This is a genomic window from Paractinoplanes ovalisporus (assembly GCF_016834655.1).
GTDB lineage: Bacteria > Actinomycetota > Actinomycetes > Mycobacteriales > Micromonosporaceae > Actinoplanes > Actinoplanes ovalisporus.
In genome coordinates this window covers 237,978-258,625 of record NZ_JAENHP010000007.1, presented here as the reverse complement: position 1 = coordinate 258,625, position 20,648 = coordinate 237,978, and the positions used below count along the sequence as shown (strand labels likewise).

Here is a 20,648-nt window from a genome sequence, read left to right as displayed (position 1 = left end):
AGGCTCCCTGGTCGCGGTGGAGCCGGCCGGAGAGCGACCCCGGCCGGCTCCGGGATCACTTGGATTCGATGCGGCCGGCCGGCTCGGTGGACGAGGCGACCAGCGTGCTCCAGGCGGCCGGGTCGACCTCGAGGACCTGCTGGAGGAAGGCCGTCGTCGAGCGGCGTACGAGGTCGACACGCTCCGGGCTCTCATCGGTGGTGTCCGTCGAGCCGTAGGCGTGGATGCCGCCGAGGGTGTGCTCGCCACCGGTCAGGGTGACGAGGTGCCGGGCGCCGGGGCTCAGGTGGTAGACGTCGGTGAACCAGTCGGGGCCGCGCGTGGACAGCATCGACTGGTCGCGGTCGCCGGCGACGACGATCGTGGGCGTGGTGAGCTGGTCGAAGTCGGGGCTCATGAACGCGAAGTTCTGCTGCGCGAACGGGGTCAGGTCGGCGCCGCCGGTTCCGGTGGTGGCCAGCAGCACTCCGGCCTTGACCCGCTTGTCGGTGCGGTCCTCGCCGGGCCGGCCGTCGGCGCCCACGACGCGGGCTCCGAGCAGCATCCCGACGGTCTGGCCACCCCAGGAGTGACCGGCGACCGCCAGACGGCCGGTGTCGACCCGCCCGGCCAGGCCGGGCACCGCGCCGATCACCGTGTCGAGTTCGTCGATGACCCGCTCGACATCGTCGACCCGGATCTGCCAGATGGCCGGGTAGCGGGGGTCGGCGGGCGTCAGCCCGAGGGTGGCGGAGTCGAGGAAGGTCGGCTGGACGACGACGAACCCGTTGGCCGTCCAGTGGTCGACCAGCGGGTCGTAGGCGTTCATCGACCCGCCGAAGCCGTGCGCCAGCACGATGACCGGGAGTTCCGTGCCGGCGACGGGCGCCGTGATCCGCACCTGCAGGTCGTCGCCGCGATGGGCGGCCGGGAGCGTCACCGGACGGACGCTGATGACCTGAGAGGCGGTGGTTGAAGTAGACATTCTGGTCCTTCCGGGGCGGACGATCCGCGAAAACGGATCGCTGTTCCACCTAAGATATGGAACACGGTTCCGTTATGCAATGCCTTAACGGAACCGTGTTCCACAACACGTCGGCCACGTGCGATCATTCAGGGGTGGACACCTCCGAGCCGCGTCCGGCCACCCGACGCCGTCGCACCGACGCCAAACGCAACGAGGGCGCCCTGCTCGACGCGGCGGCGTCGGTGTTCGCCACCTCCGGGGTCGACGCGCCGGTCCGCGAGGTGGCAGCGGCCGCCGGGGTCGGGGTGGCGACGCTCTACCGCCACTTCCCCACCCGCTCCGACCTGGTCGTCGCCGTGTACCGCCACCAGGTCGACGCGTGCGCGGAAGCCGGGCCGGCCCTGCTCGAGTCGGCCGGTTCGCCCTTCGCCGCGATCCTGAGCTGGATACACCTGTTCGTCGACTTCCTCGGGACGAAACACGGACTGGCCCGGGTCTGGGAAGGCGACCCCGACGGCTTCACCGGCCTCCACGTGCTGTTCGTGGAGCGCCTCGTGCCCGTGCTGACCGACATGCTCGAGGCAGCCCGGGCGTCCGGCGAGGTCGTCGCCCCGATCACGGCCTACCAGCTGATCCGCGCGGTCGGCGACCTGGTTGCTTTCACCCCGGTCGACCCCGACTACGACGTACGGAAGATCGTGACCCTGCTCGTCAGCGGACTGCGGCAGCCGCAGCTGGAGCACCGGTGACGACCTCGGCCTCCTTCTCCAGGATCTCCAGCAGCGCCGAGTTGTCGCTGTTGCTGAGCACGACGCCGACCCAGCCGGTGTCCGGATAGACGTTCCAGTTGGCGCCGACGCCGGGGCCGCCTCCACCGCGCCCGAACACCCATTGGCCCTCGGTGATGTGGATCGGCATGGTGTAGCCGTCGAACGACGTCGCCACCGGGCCGGGAAGTTTGGCTCCGGCGAACAGGCCGGCGTGCACCCGATCGAGAACGGTGCCGGTGCGCAGCGCCTCGGCGAACCGTACGAGGTCGGGCGCGGTCACGAAGCCGTCGCCCGAGGCGTACCCGATGAAGGCGCGACCGGGATTGCGGCCCAGGATGTTCGGGTTCACGCTGCCCAGATCGAGGTTCCGGACGGCGTCGACCAGGCGGCCGTCGGCCTGGAGCATGTACGGGTGGGCGATCCGCTCGTCGGCGAGCCACTGCGTCCGCGTGTAGAACCCCGAGCCGCGCATGCCACTGCGGTCAAAGACGTTCCGGTGTACGTAGTCCCAGAACGTCAGGCCGGACAACGCCTCGACGATCTGCGCCGCCATGGACAGGCCGACACCGGCCCCGGGCAGGTGCCCGTTCGACCCCGATCCGGGAACACCGGCCAGGGTCGCCTGCCGCGCCCACTGCACGTGGTGCCGGCGCACCTCTTCCCGGCTGCGATACACGTGCCGCCAGTCCGGCATCGGCGCGTCCATGCCCGAGGTGCCGGTCAGCACGTGGTGGATGGTGACCTTCTCGGCGATCTCGGGCCGGAGGCCGCTCAGGTGCCGGCCCACGGTGTCCGACAGCGCCAGCCGGCCCTGCTGCATCAACTGCAGGACGGCCACCGCCAGAAACGGCTGGCTCGCCGAGGCCAGATTGAACGCGGTCGCTTCATGGTTTCGGATGCCCCGCTCCCGATCGGCCATGCCGTAGGCACGCGACAACACCGTCCGCCCCTTGTGCGCCAGCATCACCACCCCGGAGAACCTGTCCTCGGCGGCCAGCCGCGCCACGAACCGCTCGTAATCCTCAACCGGCCGCCGGGCCGCGGGCTCCCCCACCTTCACCAGCGGCACCCCGGCCGCGGCCAGCCCACTCAGGGCGAGCAGCGGCCGCCGTCCCACCCCGCGCAACGAACCCCATTCCACGATCCACGTCCCCGTCCGGTAGGCAACACGTCGCCTCCATTGAGGACGCCGTCCGGTTGCCACGGCGTATGCGTTTCCCGATATGCCCGCGAAACGTCGTCAGTTCAGGAGGGCGTCGCTCGAGCCTGGAGTTCCTGCGGTCCGGTTCCGGGGTGCTGCCGCGGCCCATGGAACGCAGATGTACCACACGCGGCTCACCCGCGTTTACCGTGATCGATGTGATGGAACGTGTCCTGCCTCCGCGCGGGCTGCCACGCCAGCTGGTGGCCCAGTCGGCGCTGGTCGCGGTCGGGTGGGGCGTCTATCTGACCGGCAGCGTCGTCTTCTTCACCGCGTACGCGGGTCTGACGCCGGTGCAGATCGGGCTCGGCTTCTCGGTCGCCGGGGCGCTCGGGCTGGTGCTGCCGATGCCGCTGGGCCACTTCGCGGACCGGGTCGGTGGCCGGCGGGCCTGGGTCATCGGCTCCGCCGTCGGGGTGGTCGCGTTCCTGCTCTACCCGCTGGTCGGCGCGTTCTGGTCGTTCGTGGCGGTGCTCGGGCTGCAGGCGCTCTCGCAGGGGCTGACCGATGCCGGGCGCACGGTCTACACCGCCGCGGCCGTGCCCCAGGAGATCCGGGTGCGCACGATGGCTTTCGTACGGGCGTACCTCAATCTGGGTTTCACCATCGGCGCCGGACTGGGGGCCGCCGCCATCGCGCTCGACTCCCGCCCCGGTCTGCTGGTTCTGGTGCTGCTGAACGCGGCCGGCATCTTCGTCAGCGGCTGCTTCGTGGCCCGCATGCCGGCCGTGCACACCGAGAGGAGCGCCGAGCGGCCGCGCCCGTGGGGTGTGCTGCGCGATCACCCGTACACGGCCCTGACCGGCGTCTTCGCCATCCTCTACTTCAGCGAGGTCCTGTTCACCACGATCGTGCCGCTGTGGGCCATCACCCGCACCGACGCGCCGAAACCGGTGCTGGGCGCCCTCTTCGCGCTGAACACCGTGCTGGCCGTCCTGCTCCAGGTCCCGGCGACCCGGCAGGCGGTGAGCATGGCCGGATCGGCCCGCCTGGTGCGGTGGGCGGCGCTCTCGGCGACCGCGGCCTGCCTGGTCTTCGTGGTCAGCGGCCGCACGCAGGGCTGGGTGACGATCGCCGTGCTGGCGCTGGGGGTGGTGCTGCTGACCGGCGCCGAGCTGTGGTCGTCGGCCGCGGAGTGGTATTTCGTCACCGAGGTGCCCCCGCCCGAGCAGCGCGGCCTCTATCTGGGCGCGGCCCGCACCACGACCGGCATCTCGTCGATGATCGGCCCGGCCGCGCTGACCTTCCTGGCCGTGCACACCGGCGGCTGGGGCTGGTGGCTGATCGCCGCCCTGTTCACCGTGGCCGCCCTGACCGTCGGGCCGGTGGTCGCGTGGGTGGCACGCACGTCCCGCAACGTGCACACCAGCGCTCCCTCCGCGTGAACCGGAAAACTCCCGGGTCGCAACTGAAGCCGGCCCGGCCGTGGCCGATGAAAAGGTCGGACCACACAACGGGGGGAATTGTCATGACAGCGGCAAGCTGGGACGTCGAGGGCGTACGGCGGCAGATGGTGGACCGGCCCGGCCGGGACGCGCCGCACATCGCCGGCGTCGTCGTGGCCACGAGCGTGCTCAGCGTCTTCGGCATCGCGGCCGCGCTGCGGGCCGGGCGGCTGGCCAAGGAGCAGTCGACCGGGCAGTCCCGCTACTGGCTGGCCTTCGCGGTGACGATGGCCGCGAAGTGGGCCATCATGCTGGCCGTGTCGGCGGCGGTGACCGCGGGCATGTAACGCGGGACCGGCCGTGCTGAGATAGGCGCATGATTGAACGAGTCGAGGGCCGGTGAGGCTCGAACGTCTCGCGCCGGGTCACGCGCCGGCGCTGCTGCGGTTCGAGACAGAGAACCGCGAGTGGTTCGCGCGGTTCATCACCGACCGCGGCGACGAATACTTCGACCGGTTCGCCGAGCACCACGCCGCGCTGCTGGCCGAGCAGGAGGCCGGCGTGTGCCACTTCCACGTGCTGATGGACGGCGACGAGGTGGTGGGTCGCTTCAACCTGGTCGACGTCGAGGACGGCGCGGCCGAGCTGGGCTTCCGCGTCGCCGCGGCGGCTGCGGGCCGGGGCGTGGCCACCGAGGGCGTACGCCTTGTGTGTGAGCTCGCCCGGGACGCGTACGGGCTCTCGCGCCTGACCGCCGACGCCGGGGTGACCAACGCGGCATCGCGGGCTGTGCTGGGCAGAAGCGGCTTCGTCCCGGTCGGCGACTGCGTACGCGGTGGGCGCCCGGCCGTGCGCCATGTGCTCGAACTCGCTGATCCGGGACCGTCCGGAGAGGACCCCGCGACCGTCCCGGGGTGACCACAATGAACGCCATCGCTGGACCGACATGGGGGAAGGAACCGCGATGGACATGGGATCGACGCACACGAGACTGGTGGCCGGGCTTCGGGCCCTGCGCGCCGAGGCCGGGCTCACGCTGCGGGAACTCAGTTTGAAGGTGCACGTCAGCGACTCGTCGCTGTCCCGCTACTTCGCCGGGCAGGCGCTGCCGCCGTGGGAGGTGGTGGCGGCGCTGGCCGACCTGGGCGGCGGTGACCACGCGGGGCTGCGGCGGCTCTGGGAGGGCGCTCAGCGTGAGCGCAAGCAGTCCCGGTGGCCGGCCGGCGAGGTCCGCGCGCGCCGGGTCTCCCCGCTGATCACGGTCTGCGCACTGATGGCGGCCTCGGGGGCGGTCGGCTGGGCGATCGGGAGGCGCTGACCCGGGCCGTCCCGGGATGTTCCCGAGAAGCGTTGCCGCTGGTCACGACCGTGCGGCCGGCGGCACGCTGATGCCACGACCGAGGAACGGGGGCATCAATCATGAACCGAATCGCACGCCGTGGACTGATCGTGCTGGGCACGGGGGCCGCTGTCGCGGGAGCCGTGTTGCTGGGTGCGGGTGTGGGCGGGGCCGCGCTCGCCGGCAAGGGTGTGACCACCGTGGAGACCACAGTGGCCGGCACCAACTGGGACGGATGGGCGGGCCCGACCTGGGCGGGACCGACCGTGGTCGACGCCGCTTGGGCCGGGCCGACGTGGGCCGGGCCGACCGTCGTCAAGGCCTGACAGATCACGGTTCCATTGCCACGCATTGATGTCTCACCCATCGAGATGTCTTGTGCCCTACGGTGATCCGATGGGGTCGGACGAGTGGACGCGGTGGCTGCTGGAGCGCCGCGACGGCGGGAACGCCGAACTGCGGGCACAACACGCCTTCAGCCTGGAGGTCTTCCGCGACCAGGTCCTTGACCGGGCCGCTCTCGCGCCCGACGACACCGTGCTCGACGTGGGCGCCGGAACGGGACTCATCGCGTTCGGCGCCCTCGAGCGTCTCGGCCCCGACGGGCACGTCATCTTCAGCGACGTGTCCGACGCGGGCCTCGAGGAATGCCGGCAGCGCGCGGGCAACGACAAACGGTGCAGTTTCGTCCACGCCGCGGCCGAGGATCTGTCGATGATTCCCGACTCCTCGGTCGACGTGGTCACCACCCGTTCCGTTCTCATTTACTGCGACCACAAATCGGCCGCTTTCCGCGAATTCTTCCGCGTGCTCAAGCCGGGCGGCCGGCTGTCCATCTTCGAACCGGTCAACCGCTTTCTGCTGGAGCACCGGCCCGACAGCCTGTTCGGGCTGCGCGACCCCGAGGTGGCCGACCTGCTGGCCAAAGTGGTCGCCGTCTACCGCGACGGCGCCCGCCGCGGCGAGAACCCGATGACCGACTTCGACGAGCGGGACCTGCTGCGCTGGGCGGCCGAGGCCGGGTTCGACGGCGTCGAGGTCGACTACCGAGCGCAACTGGATGTGCCGGCCGAGCCGATCGGTGACTGGGAGGCACGTAAGGCGATCTCCCCCAATCCGCTCGCGCCGACCTACGGCGAAGCCATGACGGCGGCCCTCTCCGAAGAGGAATATCGGCGGCTCGACACGCGGATGACGCAACTTGCCCAGTCAGGTACCCCTACGCGGCGTACCCTCGCGACGGCTTATCTCCGCGCTCTGCACCCCTGAGAACCAGGGAAAATACACTCTGCGCAGCCAAGCAGTCACGGTACGTGCGTGCGTTATGCCCGAAGGCTAAGCCTGCGAGTACTACGCACGTGCGCACTTGAAGGTCTGTCGATTCCCAGCAGAATCAGCTGCATGACGTACGGCAAGAAGGATCTGCCCTACCCCTACTGCGCGGACTTCTCGGGCATCGTCACCCGGGTCAAGGGGGTGCGCGAGTCGACGCGTGCCGCCCTGGTGAACTCGCTGAAGGTGGCGTCCTACCTGAAGGCCGGCGCCAACCTGATCGAGCGCAACCTCGGTGCCCAGCGGCCCGCCACCGCGACCGGTGACGGCCGCAAGCAGTACTGGTCGGGCCTGAGCTTCCTGACCGAGCGCGCGCTGTCGGCCGAGGTCGAAGAGCTCGAGCTGCCCTTCCTGCGCCAGAAGGGCGCCGGACCCTACCGATCCACCTGGGCCAGCCACGACGACTACCTCAACGACCTGCTCGCGTTCATGCTGCACGCCATCAACTACGACCCGCAGTACGGGGCCGATGTGGAGACGCGGGGCGACTGGCTGGCCACCGACGACAGTCTGGTCGACGCCGTGGACCGGTCCAGTTACCACGAGTTGATGGCCCTTTGCCGGATGCCGCTGTTCAAATTGCAGCTCATCATGGTGGCGACGGCCCATCGCAACGACGGCATCCGGGGCTCCATCGCGAACAACTACGCGGGCGCGCTCGAACCGTGGATGAAGATCTACGAGGAGACGATCGCCGCCCGGGGTTACCAGCTCCGCGAGGGCATCACGATGCGGGAGTTCACGAACCTCCTGGCCGCCGTGACCGAGGGTCTGGCCGTGCGGCACCTCGGCGACCCGAGCGCGGACATCGCCGACAGCGGCCCCACCGGGAACCTGGTCGGCAAGGGGGTCCTGGGGCTGATGGCGGCCTACCTGGAGCCGATCGACGATCCGTCCGGTCTGACACTGCGCGAAGTGTTCGAACGACAGGCGAAAAACGGGGGACACCCATGACAAGTACGACGGAGCGCCCTGCCGCCTCCCGGGAGCCGTCCTGGTGGGACAAGCAAGGCGATCTGATCATGCGCCGGCCGTTCAACGAGTGGACCTTCACCCACATGAACTGGCTGATGCCGACCGAGCGCGTCGCCCGCGGCGCCACCCACCTTCCCCTTCCGGTCGGCATCCGGCCGCTGAACGTGCGCTACCGCTTTCAAGACCGCGACTTCACCCTGTCCGACCTGCACCGCCGTACGCACTCGACCGCCTTTGTGGTTCTGCACCGCGGCACGATCGTGCACGAGACCTACCCCGGGGCCTTCACCGGCTCACGCTCGCGCATGCAGCTGTTCTCCCTGTCCAAGTCGGTGACGTCCATCCTGGTCGGCATTGCCCTGCGCGACGGGCTGATCGGCAGCGAGAAGGACCGGATCACCGACTACCGGCCCGACTTCCTCGGCACCGCGTACGAGGAGAACACGATCGCCGAACTGCTCGACATGACCACCGGCGTCGGCGACCTCGAGACCTGGGAGGTGCCCAACAGCGGCATCAAGCAGTTCGAGCAGACGATCATGGGTGGCGGAGACATCGCCGACGTGGTCCGCGCGGCAACGCGGACCGCGCCGGCGGGTGAACGGTTCAACTACTCGACCTTCGACACCCAGATGCTGGGGTGGGTCCTCGAGGCGGCGACGGGACAGAGCCTGGCCACGTACGCATCGGAGAAGCTCTGGCAGAAGCTGGGCTGCGACCGCGACGCGTACTACTGGCTCACGCGTGGCCGGCCACGCACCGCGATCGGTGGTGGCTCACTGAACGCCACCGCGCGCGACGTGGCCCGGGTCGGCCTGCTCATGGCCAACGGCGGTGTCGCCGGCGACGAGCAGATCGTGCCGGCCGAGTGGGTGCGCCGCAGCCGTGGCAACGACCGGCCCCAGCTCGCGGTCGGTTCGCTCGGCCCCAGCGGTTACGCCCACTACGGCTACGCGAACCAGTGGTGGACCCTCGGCAGCGAGAGCCGCGACGCGTTCACCGGCCTGGGTGTCCACGGGCAATATCTGTTCGTCGACCCGGACGCCGAGGTCGTCATCGTCAAGTGCAGCGCCTGGCCCACCCAGGACGACGAGCGCCGCGACGCCGAGACCGTCGCCGCCCTGCGCAGCGTGGCCGACCACCTCGCGCACCGCTAGGTTTCCCCACTCCCCCGAACTCCCCTTTCCACCGGCATCACCCCTTGCCCGGACCTGGCCCGCCCATGGCCAGGTCCGGTTATTTTCCCGTCGCGTCCTCGCCGCGCCCCACACCATTTCCGAAAGGCATCGTTGATGAACCCTGCCCTGAAAAGGCACCCTGTCGTGGCATTTATCGCGGCGGCCACGACCATTCTGCTCGCCCTTTCCGCAGCACTTTTCCCGGGTGATCCGGCCCGTGCCGCCCAGTTGGCCGGCACGGTTCTGTCCAGCACCACCGCAACCCTTCCGGCCGAATTGGCGCCGCTGGCCAACGGCAGACGCGTCTCGTATCTGTCGACCAACGTCAACGCGGTTCCGATCACCGCCACCGGGCTGATCCTGACCCCGAAGACCGGCAAGAACAACAAGATCGTGGTGTGGGGTCACGGCACCACCGGCCTGGCCGACCAGTGCGCCCCCTCCGCGAGCCAGGCCGTGTTCTGGCCCGAGGCGCGGGCCGCGATCGCCGAGCTGCTCGGGCGCGGCTGGACGGTCGCCGCCCCCGACTACCCGGGTCTGGGCACCGCGCTGTCGCACCCCTACCTGGTCGGCCTCAGCGAGGCCCGCTCGATGATCGACAGCGCCAAGGCGGCCAAGAACCTCGACGCCACCCTCGGCACCCAGTACGTGATCGACGGCCACTCCCAGGGCGGTCAGGGCGCCCTGTTCGTCAACGAGATCGCCCCCGCCTACGACGGCGCGCTGACCCTGCGCGGCACGGCGGCGATCGCCCCGGTCTCCAACGCCGACCTGTTCGCGCCGCTCATCCCCGGCACGCCCGCCCAGGGCTACCTGGTGATGGCCCTCTACGGGCTGCAGGCGGTGGACCCGACGGTCGTGCCGGCCACCATCCTGGCCGCCCCGGCCCGGCAGAGGACCGGCGTGCTGCAGAGCGGCTGCCTCAACGAGATCCTGGCCGCCTACGCCGACCTGACCGCCTCGCAGCTGCTGGTCGGCGGCGCGCTTCCCCCGGCGATCGTGACCAAGCTGTCCAAGTGGGTCAACCCCGGTCAGAAGCCCACCACCGCACCGATCCTGCTGGTGCAGGGCACGGCCGACGAGGCGGTCCCGTACGTCATCACGGCCGGCCCGCTGGTCACCGAGCTGAGCGTCTACAGCCAGCCGGTGCAGTTCGTCGAGATCGACGGCGCCACCCACGACGGCGCCGTCTTCCAGAGCACGACCACGGTCGCCAACTGGATCGCGGCCCGGTTCTCGTAGAGACCGACGGCACCCCACGTGTTCCGACCCCGCACGTGGGGTGCCGTCACCGGCCGCCGGCCCACAACGCCTGCTCGGTGGGAGTGCTGACCGGCAGGCACACCACCGCGTCGAACGCCTCGGCGACCGGCCCCACGGCGTACGAATCAAGCAGTCTGATCTTGTCGGCCTTGGACCCGCGCGTGTCGTGCAGGCCGGGGCCCTCGAGTTCGATGCTGCCCTCGTCGGGGGCCGGCAGCTCGACCAGCACGGTCTCGGCCATCGCGGGCGCCTCCGGGGCGAGCCGGCGGGTGGCGACCCGGCCGGTCAGCGCGGTCACGCCGATGGCGCGGTAGTCGTCGCCGAGCATGGCCGAGAGGTGGCTGCCGAGCACTTCGAACGCGGGATGCCGGCGCTGGATGTGCGAGTTCGCGGCCAGGACGAGGAGGCGCCCCGGTGTGCGTCCGAGGATCCATTCGGCCGTACGGGCCATCGCGCCGTCGCGGATGTTGAGCCCCGCGTGCCGGGCCGAACCCTCGACCGCGGCGACCTGGGCCCGCAGCATCTGATCCCACAGCACGAGCAGGCTCAGCTCGTGACGGTTGATCGCAGTGTCGTCGCTCCGCCGGTGCGGGGTCGCGTCGAAACGTGTGCCCGCCTCGGCCAGCGCCAGCGTCAAGGCGTCACGATCGATCAACGGCATTTCCCGGTACGCCGTGAAGGCCGGAATCGTGTAGGCCGAGGCGAACTTCGCGGTCAGACGCCGTACGTGGGAAAGGGTTTCGCGAAGCTCGGGCGCGCGGCGGTCGAGGTGGTCCAAGGCGGGGCCGGGGCTACCGAGGTCTCCCGGCAGGTCCAGACCCCAGAAGTCGCTTCGGGTGGCGCGGAGATGCTCGAGGAGTCCCCGCATCTCGGCGCTCTGCCCGAACCGGTAGGTCAGCCCGTCCGGCGCCGGATCGCCGACGCCGTCCCGGATCCAGTCGCGGACGGCCAGGCCCTCACTGAAACCCGACTCCATGGCGACCGTCGTGAAACCGAAGTGCCGGATCAGGTCGTGACGCAGCGCGGTGTATTCGCGCACGAAGTGGGCGGACTCGCCGATGGCCACCACCCTCGCGTCACCGATGAGGTCTTCGAGCCGGGCGAGGTCGTCGGTTTCCACGGGTGCCGACCCTATCGGGTGACGCCTGGGGTCTGTCCTGTCGATCACGCGGGAGTGAGGCGAGGTCCAGGTGGTGGCTGGCGTCGGCCGGGAAGTGTCCGCATCCCGGTGTTGGATGTGGGCGCTTCGCGGACGCCGTCAGGCGCCGCCTGGGCCACGCCGCAGCCCCTCGTGATCGACAGGACAGACCCTAGCCGACCCTCAGCTCTACCAGCTCCGGGTTGCCGGTTCGCCAGCCCGGGGCGGCCACCGCGACGTAGCGGGCGGTTGCCGGTGCGGTGAACGGGGTGTACGTCAACCCGTCGGCCGAGGTTTCGACGACCGCCGGCGGGTGGGCTCCCCCGGTCCAGGTCAGCGTCACGGCCTGGACCGCGCAGGGGGCGCCGAGGTCGACCACCATCCGGCCGTCCGGGCCGGGGCGCCACGCGGTGGCGGGGCTGCCGTCGACGGCCCGGGACGGCTCGCCCATGCCGGCGGGCAGCGGTGACGTGGGGAACGTCGTACGGCCGCGAGCCAGGTCGGTGGTCGGGGTGAGCGGTGCGTCGTGCGCCACGGTGACGGTGCGTACGGCGCCGGCGGGCACCTGCACGCGTACGGGCCGGGGACCGGCGCTCAGGCGTACGTCGACCGCTTTGCCGGCGGGTGCGGTGACCGTGACGTGGTGGGAATCGGTGACGGCGAAGCGGGTTCCGGCCGGGGCGCGGCCGTTCAGCTCGAACCGCACCGGTTCGACCGCGCCGCCGCCCGCGGGCACCGAGGTGGTCAGGTCGAGCCCGCCGTCGGCTCGGACGACCGAGGATCCGCGGTAGAGGCGGTTGCCGGGCGGCAGGCTCACCACCACGTCGTCGAGGGCGGTCGCGGACAGGTTGAGCAGGGTCAGGAAGCCGTCGGCGTCGCTGAGCCGCAGCGTCGCCGGGCCGCCGGTGGGCCGGCGACGGCTCGCGGCGGCGGCCAGGTCGGTCGCGGCGCCGGAGTAGCCCTCGATCAGGGTGGCGGGCGGAACGGTGACGTTCGCCGACGACACCGCGATCGGGCCGTCGGCGCCGTGCGCGACGAGCCCGGCCCGGCCGTCGATCCCGGCCCACGCGCCCATCGCCACGGTGTCGGGGGCGGTGACGGCGGTGGTCCAGGTGGTGCCGTCGGTCGAGGTCTCCACCACGTACGCGATGGCGTAGGCGGCCTCCCAGACAAGTCGTACGCCGGTCAGCTCGACGGTGGCGCCGAGGTCGACGGCGAGCCAGCTGTCGGCCCGGCTGCGTTCCGCGCGGGCGACCGCCCAGCGGGTGGTGGTGCTGCCGTCGACGGCGTTGGCGGCCGGGTAGGCGGGGTCGGCCGACGACACCGTGACCGTGCGGCCGCGGGCCCGGTCGGCGCCGGTCGCGTCCAAGGCCTCGAACGCGAACAGCGAGTAGCCGTACTGGTTGGCGGCCGAGCGGCCGGTGAAGCGCACGTGCCGGGCCGGCCGGGCGGCGAACGTGATCTCGTCGGTGCCGCCGTCGCCGAGCCCGGGAACCGGTGTCACGGCGCCGCCCGCGCCGGTGAACGTGCGGTGGCCGTCGAGACCGGGTACGCCCGGCATGGTCAAGTTGAACAGGGTCAATGTGGATGGTCCGGGGCCGGCGTAGACGACGGTTCCGGTGGGCAGGGTGGCGTATCCGGCCCAGCCGGCGGGGGTCTGCAGCACCGTGGCGGTGGCGTCGACCCCGTCGCGTACGGCGGTCCAGGCGGCGGTCCACTGGCGGGCCGGGGTGGTCGTCTGGGGCGGCAGGAACGCGGGCGACCGGGTGTCGATCAGCCAGTTGTCGTGGCCGGGCTGCCAGAGGAACCGTACGTAACCCGCCTTGGTCACGGCGGCCGCGAAACCGGCGGCGCTCTGGTGGGCGGTCAGGCCTACCGCCGTACCGAAATCGCGGGTTCCCGCGGCCGCGGCGAAGAACTCGTTGCTGTTGACCGGTGACACCGGTGTCGTCCGCCGGCGGTGGAACAGGTAGGCGATGGCAAGCTCGGCGCGCGCCTCCGGCTCGTACTTCTCCTCGCCGCTGAACTTGGTCAGCCGGTATTCGGGGGCGTAGCGCAGGTAGGGCATGAGCCGGGCGGCCAGGTCGGCCTCGGCGCGGGCGGCGTGCCGGTCACCCTGCACCTGGGCCAGGAAGGCCAACGGCAGCACGTCCCGCCCGTACAGGTGATAGCGGTCGGCGACCATCGGCATGACGGGTTCCCCGGCGTCGCTGGCGAGCAGGCGCAGCGTCGCCCACAGTTCGCGGCCGTTGGGCTGGCGGGTCAGCACCTCCGGCATCGGCGAGCCGGCGGTGAAGAAGCAGGCGGCGGCCCGGCCCGCGGTGCGCCAGAGCTCGGCCTGGTAGTGCGGGTTGACCGACTCGTGGTTCTCCACCACGAACGTGTCGTGCAGGTTGCGGGCGACGTTCCAGGCGCTGACCGCGCGGCCGTCCACGAGCGCCGGGTTGGCCCGGTCGGCGGGCGGAAGGCTGCTCGCGTTGGCGGCCCAGAACACGAACCTCTCCCGCCAGCGCGCGGCCTCGGCGTCACCGGCCGGGGCCCAGGCCAGGCCCGGAGCGATGGCCTGGGCATAGACGCCCATCTCCTCCAGCTTGGTGTCACCGCGGAAGCCGCCCGCGCTGCCGTTGGGCGTCCAGCTTCCGCTGAGCGGATCGTCGGCGGTGCCGAGCCCGTACGCGTACGCGGCCTGACCGCGCGCGATGGTGTCGACGCGGGCCCGGGTGGCGGCGTCGAGCTCCGGCCACAGCAGCCGCGCGGCGAGCACGAAGTAGAGCTCGAAGGTGGAGTCCCAGAACAGCCGCTGCCCCCACTCCGTGCCGCCGGTGAGACGGTTGGTGGCCGCGAACCGCGTGATGGTGGCGAGCGTGCGCTGCCGGAGCGTGGCCGCGTCGACGCCGGCCATCTCGGCGTCGTACCCGTCGGCGGTCAGCAGGACGGCGTTGCCGAGCACGGCGGCGAACCGGAAGTCGGCCGAGCGGTAGGCGCCGATGGCCGGATCCCATTGCTGCTCGACCCACCGGGTGTGCACGAGCAGCAGGCGGTGATATTCGTCGGCGACCGGATCGGCGGCGCGGGCTTCGGCGGGCCGGGGCAGGGCCATGGCCCCGCCGGTCGCACCGGCCAGGGCAAGAAGCGCGCGGCGAGTGACCATGCTTGGCATGTTTCGGCACGCATTCGCGCCAGTCAATGCGGGCGCCGGTGGCAATAATATTGGCGCGGTCAGCGGCCTTGCCCGACGGGCGGGCGGTCCTATTGCGGGCGGTCAGCGGCCTTGTTCCGCGGGTGGGTGGTCGGGCCACGGCACCGCGTACGTGGGATCGCCGCCGGTTTCGATGCGGGCGTAGCGCAGCAGCTCGCGGATGATGCCGGCGTTGCCCATGGCCCAACCGGCCTGGGGTTCGAGGGCGCTCGGCGTCTCGCCGTGCTCGTAGTTGGACCAGCGCGCGCCGTCGGCATCGACGGTGGCGCGGCTGATGAGGTCGTCGACCAGCACACCGGCGAGATCCAAGGGCTCGGCCTGCTCGACGTGGCGGTCGCAGGCCAGAGCGAGCACGCCGGCGGTTCCGCAGCAGCGCCCGTTGTTGTCCCAGAAGCCGGGGCGCAGACGCTGGGGAAGACCGCTCCGCGTGACGGTGTGCCAGCAGCGGTCGCCCAGCGCAGCCCAGGACGGGTCGCCGGTCACGGATCGGAGCAGGCGAAAGACGTGCGCGTCGCCCGTGGGGCCGTTGCACCAGCCGTAGCTGTAGCGCTCGATCAGTTCGGGCCGGTGCGGCGGGTCGGAATGCGGGACGAGGAATCCGTCCGGCCCGGCCTCGTTGCGCGACACCACGTCGGCGGCGCCCGCCCGAGCCACGGCGAGGAAGTCGTCGCCACCGACGGCAGCCAGTGCATACACGATGCCCAGCGTCCCGTGGGCGATGTGGTGCGAGCGGGCCGGGCTGGGCCGTACCGCCCAGTTGACGCCGCCGGGAGTCGGGTCGGCGGCGTCGAGATAGGGCGTCGCCGCCAGAACGGTCAGGTCCCGATCGCCCGCGTGCAATGCGCCCAGAGCGATGCCGGCGTTGCCGAACAGCAGCTCGAACATCTCGCCCCAACGCCCGCTGTCCTTGTCGAACCGCGCTCGCACCAGTCCGAGGGCCCGGTCTGCCGCTCGGCCCGCCCCCTCGTCGCCGAGCCTGCGGTGAACCGCCCGCAGGGCAACAGCAACCCCGGTCAGCCCGAAATACAGCGACGCATCCGCCTCGTCGTCGATCGCATCCGTCAACACCGTCGCGGCGCGCAGAGCCGCATCGCCATACCGATCGTCCCGGAAGTGGTGCTGCGCCTCCAGAAGAGCGAGCACCACTCCCGCTCCGCCGCTGTAAAGCGACCGGTCAACCGAGTCGGCCGACACCATCATCCAGTCGAGGGCGCCCGCAGCCAGCGCCTCCGCTTCTCCCCCGCGCGACATGGCGCCTCCATCCCCGCGTGACATGCAGTGTTTATCGCCCGAGCCAGACGGTGTGTGCCCCCGCGCTCGACGCGGCGTTTTCCCGCAGCGCGACACGGCGTCCTCTCCCCCGCGCGAGACCGCGTCGAGGTTCCTACGTTCGCGCCGCATCGGCCGCCCGGGGTATGCCGCACGGCGAGACGGTCAGGCCTACATGGTCAGGGCTGCCTTGCCCGCTATCTGACCCGTTGCCAATTGGTGCATGGCGGTGGGGGCCTCGGCCAGCGGATAGGTGGACCCCAACGGTGAGGCGATGCCGGTCAAGGCCTTCAAATCATCGCGTTTGGTTATGACGATCGGGGCCCGCAGCTTGTGCTTGACGAACGGGGCGATCGCGAAGGCGTGCAGGTTGCGCTCCAACCCGCCGAAGAAGCGGCCGCCGTTCTCGCCGCCGGCGATCGACAGCGTGCCGGTGGGCTTGAGCAAGGCCCGCAACGTGGACAGTGGGCGGTTGCCGGCGATGTCGACGATCAGATCGTACGAGCCGGTGAGCGGTTCCCGGGTGTAGTCGATGATGTTGTCGGCGCCGAAACCCCGTACGGCATCGGTCTTGGCCGTGCTGCACACCGCGGTGACGTGCGCGCCGCGTGCCTTGGCGAGCAGCACGGTGAACGAACCGACCCCGCCACCGGCACCGATGACCAGAACCTTGCTGTCGTCAACAGTTGATGGCGTCAACATGTGCAGGGCCGTCGCGCCCGACGTGGGGATGACGGCTGCCTGTGGAAAAGTCAGGTGGGCGGGCTTGTGGACAAGTCGTGCGGGCTTGGCGCGCGCGAACTCGGCCCAGCTGCTCGAGCCACTACCGAACACCTCGTCACCCGGCTTGAAGTCGGTGACCTGCTCGCCGACCGCTTCGACGACACCGGCCAGGTCTAGTCCGGGTGTGCCGTTGCGGGGCCGCGGCAGGCCGAATCCCAAGCGGGAGACCAGCGGAAGGCCGGTCATCGCGTGCCACGCGCCGCGGTCCACACCGGCGGCCATCACGCGTACGAGAACCTCGGTGGGTTTGGGGGTGGGGGTGGGCACTTCCGCCACGTGCAGCACGTCGGCGTCGCCGTAGATGTTGTGGACGATGGCCTTCATGAGGGCTCCTCCGCCGGGTATTGGAAGACGTCGTCGAGGCCGACGCCGAAGACGCTCGCGATGCGGAAAGCCACCTCGAGCGACGGCGAGTAGCGGCCCTGTTCGATGGCGATGACCGTCTGCCGGGTCACGCCGATGCGGTCGGCCAGGTCGGCCTGCGTCATCTCGCCGTGGGTGAAGCGCAGCGAGCGGATCTGGTTGACGATGCGGGTCGGTTTCACCACGGGTGGAAGCCCCGCCGGTACGCGAAGATCTTGGCGGTCGAGCCGAGGACCGCGGAGAGCACGAACGCCAGGTAGATGACGTTGGCGATCCAGAAGTAGCGCGCCTCGAACAGCGCCATGACCATGGCCGCGACCGCGCCCGCGACGACGAGGGACTGGCCGATGTGGTCGCCGAAGCGCCCGATCTCGCGGTCGCGCTGGTCGGGCTTCTCAACACGGCCGAACGACATGTCGACGGCCATGTTGGCGACGATCGCGCCGCCCACTGTCCACAGCAGGGCGGGCACGTAGGAGATATCCACAAGCAGCAGCACGAGGTAGACCCCGTACGAGATGAGACTGGCGACGGCGAGGCTCCACGCCCGCCGCTCCTGCTTTGTCATGCCTCGAAGGTAAAGAATCCCGGACACCGAGTCAAAGTTTCTTTACACGCTCCTCAGCGGTGTCTCAGCTTCACGACCCCGGGCCGCCGCCGTGGCGGTGCGAATTCAGCAGCTGAATGAGGTCGGACCGCCGAGGCGAAGCAGGGCCGGCCTTCGCGGGACGGTGAGCCTGCCTCCGCCCACGGCGGGCTGAGCGTCACCCCGGCACGCGTCAGGTGTGGCTCCAGTCCGGCTTGCCGCCCGCCGCGTTCGAGGTCACGTCGGGGCCGATCAGCAGGAAGTGGGCCTCGTCGCCCTCGACGCGCGGGCAGTGCTCGACGCCACGCGGGATGACCAGCAGGTCGCCGGGGAGCAGGCGCACGTCGCCGTCGCGCAGCTGGACCGTCATCTCGCCGGACAGCAGCAGGAACGTCTCGTCCTGGTCGTCGTGCGCGTGCCAATTCGTCGAACGTGTCCCCTTCGCCACCTTGAACAGGTTGCCGTTGGCCGTGGTGAGCACCCGCTGGGACCAGAACTCGGTGAGGGCGGCCGCTTCGCCGGCCACTGCGAACTTGGTGAGCATGCACCGATCGTCCGGCCGCCGGCGGTCGCGCGACCCTGGTAGGAATGACCAATGCCGCAAGGATCCTCACATCGGGTCGTGCTCGTCGTCGACGAACAGTCCAACCCTTTCGAGGTCGGCTGCGCCTGCGAGATCTTCGGCGGCCCGCTCCGGCCCGAGATCGGCTTCCCGCTGTACGACCTGCGTGTGGCCGCTCCCCGCAGGTCGACACCGATGCGCGACGCCCTGTTCAACGTCGGCGCGCCCGCACGGCTCGACGAGATCGACCGCGCCGACACCGTGATCGTGCCGAACCGCCCGTACGTCGAGACGCCGTCCCGCCCCGCGCTTCTCGCCGCCCTGCGCCGCGCTCACGAGCGGGGTGCCCGCCTGGTCGGCCTCTGCACGGGCGCGTTCACCCTGGCCGAGGCCGGCCTGCTCGACGGCCGCCGGGCGACGGTCCACTGGAACCTGGCCGACGAGTTCCGGCAGCGCTTCCCCACGGTCAAGCTGGAACCCGACGTCCTGTTCGTCGACGACGGCGACCTGCTGACATCGGCCGGCAGCGCCGCCGCGCTGGACCTGGGCCTGCACATCGTCCGCCGCGACCACGGCGCCGAGATCGCCAACCACGTGAGCCGCCGCCTGGTGTTCGCCGCCTACCGTGACGGCGGCCAGCGCCAGTTCGTGGAGCGTCCGATGCCGCCCGCGGCCGACCAGTCCTTGGCTCCCGCGCTGGCGTGGGCTCAGGAACGCCTGGACGAGCCCATCACGGTCGCCGACCTGGCGCGCCGGGCCGGAATGAGCACCGGCAGCCTGCACCGCCGCTTCCGCGCCGAGCTGGGCACCACCCCGCTGGCCTGGCTGACCGTCGAACGCGTCACGTTGGCCTGCCGCCTGATCGAGCAGGACACTCACGGCCTGGAAGCCGTGGCCCGCCGCTCCGGCCTGGGCACCGGGGCCAACATGCGAGCCCTCTTCAAACGCCACGTAGGCGTCAGCCCAGCCAACTACCGCCGCCGCTTCAGCCAAACTCAACCCGACAACATTCATCAACGTTGACCACGTTGATCCTGCCCACACGAGGCCGTCAACATTGAGCACATCGACCCCGCCGCCGCGAGACCGTCAACATTGAGCACATTGACGCCACCGGCACGAGACCGTCAATGTTGACCGCACCGATCCTCCCAACCCAAGACCGTCAACGTTGACTGCACTGACCCGGCCGACGCGACGCCATCAACGTTGACCGCACAGACCCGGCCAGCGCGAGGCCATCAACATTGACCGCATCGACTCCGCTGACACGTGCGTTCAGGCGCTGAGCACGTCGTCCCGTGGCTGGTTTGGCGAGCTGGTCTTCGGGTTGGCGGGCTGCTGCGCGAGGGCGAGCAGGTCAGAAGCCGGCCAGGACTGTTTTGCCTACTGCGGTGCCGGCCTCCTGGGCTGCGTGGGCTGCCCTCAGGTTGACTGCGTTGATTCCGTTGATACGTGTTGTCAATGTTGACTGGACTGTGCCCTTGTCTACCAGGGCTGCTACCTGCGTCAGGATCTCGTGCTGGGCTGTGCTCCCGGGATCGTGGAGCGGCCGCGTGAACATCAGCTCCCAGTGCCACGCGATGCTCTTGGACTTGAGGGGGGTCAGCTCCAAGCCCTGCGGCTCGTCGATTGCTACCACCGCGCCGTACGGGCGGATGATCTGGGCGAACGTGTCGATCATGCCGGCTGAGTGGGGGCTGAAGACGTAGTCGACGCCTCCGGGGAGTTGGGCGGGCAGGTCGCCGTGGTGGTCGACTACCGAGTGGGCGCCGCGGTCCAGCACGTATTGAGTTGATTCGGGGCGTGATGCCGTGCCGATGACCTCGAGATCGGTGAGCTGCCGGGCCAACTGCACGAGGATCGCGCCCACGCCGCCGGCGGCTCCCAGCACCAGCAAGCGGCCGCGGCTCGACGACGTCAGGCGCAAGCGGTCGAACAGCGACTCCCAAGCGGTCAGCGCGGTCAGGGGCAGCGCGGCCGCGGCGGCGAAGTCCAGCGACTGCGGCTTGCGGCCGACGATCCGCTCGTCGACCAGGTGCAGCTCGGAGTTGGTGCCGGGGCGGGCGATCGAACCGGCGTACCAGACCTCGTCGCCGGGCTGGAACAGCGTGACCGACGCGCCCACGTTTTCCACAACGCCGGCCGCGTCGAAACCGAGGATGCGCGGCTCGCCGCCCGGGTCGCTACCGGCCCGCACCTTGACGTCGACCGGGTTGACCGACACGGCATGCACCCGCACCTGCAGGTCGTGGTCGCCGGGCGCCGGTACGGGCACCTCCAAGTCGAGCAGTGAGGACGGGTCGGTGATCGGCAGGCTCGCGCGGTAACCCACAGCGCGCATCGTTTCGCTCATGGG

At 70.6% G+C, this 20,648-nt stretch carries 21 protein-coding genes; 11 read left to right on the top strand and 10 right to left on the bottom strand.

Features of this window, described 5'->3' with window-relative positions:
- Positions 1-55 precede the first annotated feature (55 nt).
- Positions 56-964 carry an alpha/beta hydrolase family protein gene (locus JIG36_RS23340; RefSeq protein WP_203378497.1) on the bottom strand — a complete coding sequence of 303 codons (909 nt, stop codon included), beginning with the start codon at positions 962-964 and terminating at the stop codon, positions 56-58.
- Between the two features lie 134 nt (positions 965-1,098).
- Between JIG36_RS23340 and JIG36_RS23335 the strand changes: the two genes are divergently transcribed.
- A complete protein-coding gene (locus JIG36_RS23335; protein ID WP_307872876.1) occupies positions 1,099-1,695 on the top strand; it encodes a TetR/AcrR family transcriptional regulator in 597 nt (198 codons plus the stop codon).
- Here the strand turns inward: JIG36_RS23335 and JIG36_RS23330 are convergent.
- Positions 1,658-2,857, bottom strand: a complete 1,200-nt coding sequence (locus JIG36_RS23330) for a serine hydrolase domain-containing protein (protein WP_203378495.1) — start codon at positions 2,855-2,857, stop codon at positions 1,658-1,660. The two genes, JIG36_RS23335 and JIG36_RS23330, sit on opposite strands and share 38 nt — an antisense overlap.
- 221 nt (positions 2,858-3,078) lie before the next feature.
- Here JIG36_RS23330 and JIG36_RS23325 point away from each other — a divergent pair, with 221 nt between their 5' ends.
- The 9 genes from JIG36_RS23325 to JIG36_RS23285 all read left to right on the top strand — a co-directional run bounded on the left by JIG36_RS23325 (position 3,079) and on the right by JIG36_RS23285 (position 10,368).
- The gene (locus tag JIG36_RS23325; RefSeq protein WP_236048156.1) at positions 3,079-4,302 is read left to right on the top strand and encodes an MFS transporter; all 1,224 of its coding nucleotides are present in this window, start codon (positions 3,079-3,081) and stop codon (positions 4,300-4,302) included.
- Positions 4,303-4,385: 83 nt separating this feature from the next.
- The gene (locus tag JIG36_RS23320) at positions 4,386-4,649 is read left to right on the top strand and encodes a hypothetical protein (protein WP_203378493.1); all 264 of its coding nucleotides are present in this window, start codon (positions 4,386-4,388) and stop codon (positions 4,647-4,649) included.
- A 52-nt stretch (positions 4,650-4,701) separates the two neighbouring features.
- Entirely contained in the window at positions 4,702-5,220 is a 519-nt protein-coding gene (locus tag JIG36_RS23315; RefSeq protein WP_203378492.1) for a GNAT family N-acetyltransferase, read from the top strand.
- A gap of 46 nt (positions 5,221-5,266) precedes the next feature.
- Positions 5,267-5,620, top strand: coding sequence for a helix-turn-helix domain-containing protein (locus JIG36_RS23310; RefSeq protein WP_203378491.1), 354 nt, complete (start codon positions 5,267-5,269; stop codon positions 5,618-5,620).
- A gap of 101 nt (positions 5,621-5,721) precedes the next feature.
- Complete coding sequence (locus tag JIG36_RS23305; protein ID WP_203378490.1) at positions 5,722-5,967, top strand: hypothetical protein; 246 nt, start codon at positions 5,722-5,724, stop codon at positions 5,965-5,967.
- Positions 5,968-6,037: 70 nt separating this feature from the next.
- Complete coding sequence (locus tag JIG36_RS23300) at positions 6,038-6,910, top strand: class I SAM-dependent methyltransferase (RefSeq protein WP_203378489.1); 873 nt, start codon at positions 6,038-6,040, stop codon at positions 6,908-6,910.
- Positions 6,911-7,042: 132 nt separating this feature from the next.
- Positions 7,043-7,927 carry a hypothetical protein gene (locus JIG36_RS23295; protein WP_203378488.1) on the top strand — a complete coding sequence of 295 codons (885 nt, stop codon included), beginning with the start codon at positions 7,043-7,045 and terminating at the stop codon, positions 7,925-7,927.
- A complete protein-coding gene (locus JIG36_RS23290; protein ID WP_203378487.1) occupies positions 7,924-9,105 on the top strand; it encodes a serine hydrolase domain-containing protein in 1,182 nt (393 codons plus the stop codon). The genes JIG36_RS23295 and JIG36_RS23290 overlap by 4 nt, the downstream gene beginning before the upstream one ends.
- Before the next feature lie 165 nt (positions 9,106-9,270).
- Complete coding sequence (locus JIG36_RS23285; protein ID WP_307872875.1) at positions 9,271-10,368, top strand: alpha/beta fold hydrolase; 1,098 nt, start codon at positions 9,271-9,273, stop codon at positions 10,366-10,368.
- 46 nt (positions 10,369-10,414) lie between these two features.
- Here JIG36_RS23285 and JIG36_RS23280 read toward each other — a convergent pair whose 3' ends face one another.
- The 7 genes from JIG36_RS23280 to JIG36_RS23250 form a co-directional block, all read right to left on the bottom strand.
- Entirely contained in the window at positions 10,415-11,509 is a 1,095-nt protein-coding gene (locus tag JIG36_RS23280; RefSeq protein WP_203378485.1) for an erythromycin esterase family protein, read from the bottom strand.
- A gap of 190 nt (positions 11,510-11,699) precedes the next feature.
- Positions 11,700-14,678, bottom strand: coding sequence for a discoidin domain-containing protein (locus tag JIG36_RS53345; RefSeq protein ID WP_203378484.1), 2,979 nt, complete (start codon positions 14,676-14,678; stop codon positions 11,700-11,702).
- Positions 14,679-14,789: 111 nt separating this feature from the next.
- Positions 14,790-15,977 carry a lanthionine synthetase LanC family protein gene (locus JIG36_RS23270; protein ID WP_203378483.1) on the bottom strand — a complete coding sequence of 396 codons (1,188 nt, stop codon included), beginning with the start codon at positions 15,975-15,977 and terminating at the stop codon, positions 14,790-14,792.
- A 189-nt stretch (positions 15,978-16,166) separates the two neighbouring features.
- Positions 16,167-17,102 (bottom strand): NAD(P)-dependent alcohol dehydrogenase, encoded by a 936-nt coding sequence (locus tag JIG36_RS23265; protein ID WP_203378482.1) that lies wholly within the window; start codon positions 17,100-17,102, stop codon positions 16,167-16,169.
- The gene (locus tag JIG36_RS23260; RefSeq protein WP_203378481.1) at positions 17,099-17,326 is read right to left on the bottom strand and encodes a helix-turn-helix transcriptional regulator; all 228 of its coding nucleotides are present in this window, start codon (positions 17,324-17,326) and stop codon (positions 17,099-17,101) included. Before JIG36_RS23260 ends, JIG36_RS23265 begins: the two co-directional genes overlap by 4 nt.
- A complete protein-coding gene (locus JIG36_RS23255) occupies positions 17,320-17,709 on the bottom strand; it encodes a hypothetical protein (RefSeq protein WP_203378480.1) in 390 nt (129 codons plus the stop codon). Before JIG36_RS23255 ends, JIG36_RS23260 begins: the two co-directional genes overlap by 7 nt.
- A 211-nt stretch (positions 17,710-17,920) precedes the next feature.
- Positions 17,921-18,271: a cupin domain-containing protein gene (locus JIG36_RS23250; RefSeq protein WP_203378479.1), complete on the bottom strand. Its 351-nt coding sequence runs from the start codon at positions 18,269-18,271 to the stop codon at positions 17,921-17,923.
- 78 nt (positions 18,272-18,349) lie between these two features.
- Here JIG36_RS23250 and JIG36_RS23245 point away from each other — a divergent pair, with 78 nt between their 5' ends.
- A complete protein-coding gene (locus tag JIG36_RS23245) occupies positions 18,350-19,312 on the top strand; it encodes a GlxA family transcriptional regulator (protein ID WP_307872874.1) in 963 nt (320 codons plus the stop codon).
- Between the two features lie 337 nt (positions 19,313-19,649).
- Here JIG36_RS23245 and JIG36_RS23240 read toward each other — a convergent pair whose 3' ends face one another.
- Positions 19,650-20,645 (bottom strand): zinc-binding alcohol dehydrogenase family protein, encoded by a 996-nt coding sequence (locus JIG36_RS23240; RefSeq protein ID WP_236048098.1) that lies wholly within the window; start codon positions 20,643-20,645, stop codon positions 19,650-19,652.
- Positions 20,646-20,648 lie beyond the last annotated feature (3 nt).

Excerpts from the sequence above, each read along its gene's own strand:
- JIG36_RS23340 (WP_203378497.1), bottom strand. The coding sequence starts at position 964 with ATGTCTACTTCAACCACCGCCTCTCAGGTCATCAGCGTCCGTCCGGTG.
- JIG36_RS23325 (WP_236048156.1), top strand. The coding sequence starts at position 3,079 with ATGGAACGTGTCCTGCCTCCGCGCGGGCTGCCACGCCAGCTGGTGGCC.
- JIG36_RS23320 (WP_203378493.1), top strand. The coding sequence starts at position 4,386 with ATGACAGCGGCAAGCTGGGACGTCGAGGGCGTACGGCGGCAGATGGTG.
- JIG36_RS23310 (WP_203378491.1), top strand. The coding sequence starts at position 5,267 with ATGGACATGGGATCGACGCACACGAGACTGGTGGCCGGGCTTCGGGCC.
- JIG36_RS23305 (WP_203378490.1), top strand. The coding sequence starts at position 5,722 with ATGAACCGAATCGCACGCCGTGGACTGATCGTGCTGGGCACGGGGGCC.
- JIG36_RS23300 (WP_203378489.1), top strand. The coding sequence starts at position 6,038 with ATGGGGTCGGACGAGTGGACGCGGTGGCTGCTGGAGCGCCGCGACGGC.
- JIG36_RS23295 (WP_203378488.1), top strand. The coding sequence starts at position 7,043 with ATGACGTACGGCAAGAAGGATCTGCCCTACCCCTACTGCGCGGACTTC.
- JIG36_RS23290 (WP_203378487.1), top strand. The coding sequence starts at position 7,924 with ATGACAAGTACGACGGAGCGCCCTGCCGCCTCCCGGGAGCCGTCCTGG.
- JIG36_RS53345 (WP_203378484.1), bottom strand. The coding sequence starts at position 14,678 with ATGGTCACTCGCCGCGCGCTTCTTGCCCTGGCCGGTGCGACCGGCGGG.
- JIG36_RS23270 (WP_203378483.1), bottom strand. The coding sequence starts at position 15,977 with ATGTCGCGCGGGGGAGAAGCGGAGGCGCTGGCTGCGGGCGCCCTCGAC.
- JIG36_RS23265 (WP_203378482.1), bottom strand. The coding sequence starts at position 17,102 with ATGAAGGCCATCGTCCACAACATCTACGGCGACGCCGACGTGCTGCAC.
- JIG36_RS23255 (WP_203378480.1), bottom strand. The coding sequence starts at position 17,709 with ATGACAAAGCAGGAGCGGCGGGCGTGGAGCCTCGCCGTCGCCAGTCTC.
- JIG36_RS23250 (WP_203378479.1), bottom strand. The coding sequence starts at position 18,271 with ATGCTCACCAAGTTCGCAGTGGCCGGCGAAGCGGCCGCCCTCACCGAG.
- JIG36_RS23240 (WP_236048098.1), bottom strand. The coding sequence starts at position 20,645 with ATGAGCGAAACGATGCGCGCTGTGGGTTACCGCGCGAGCCTGCCGATC.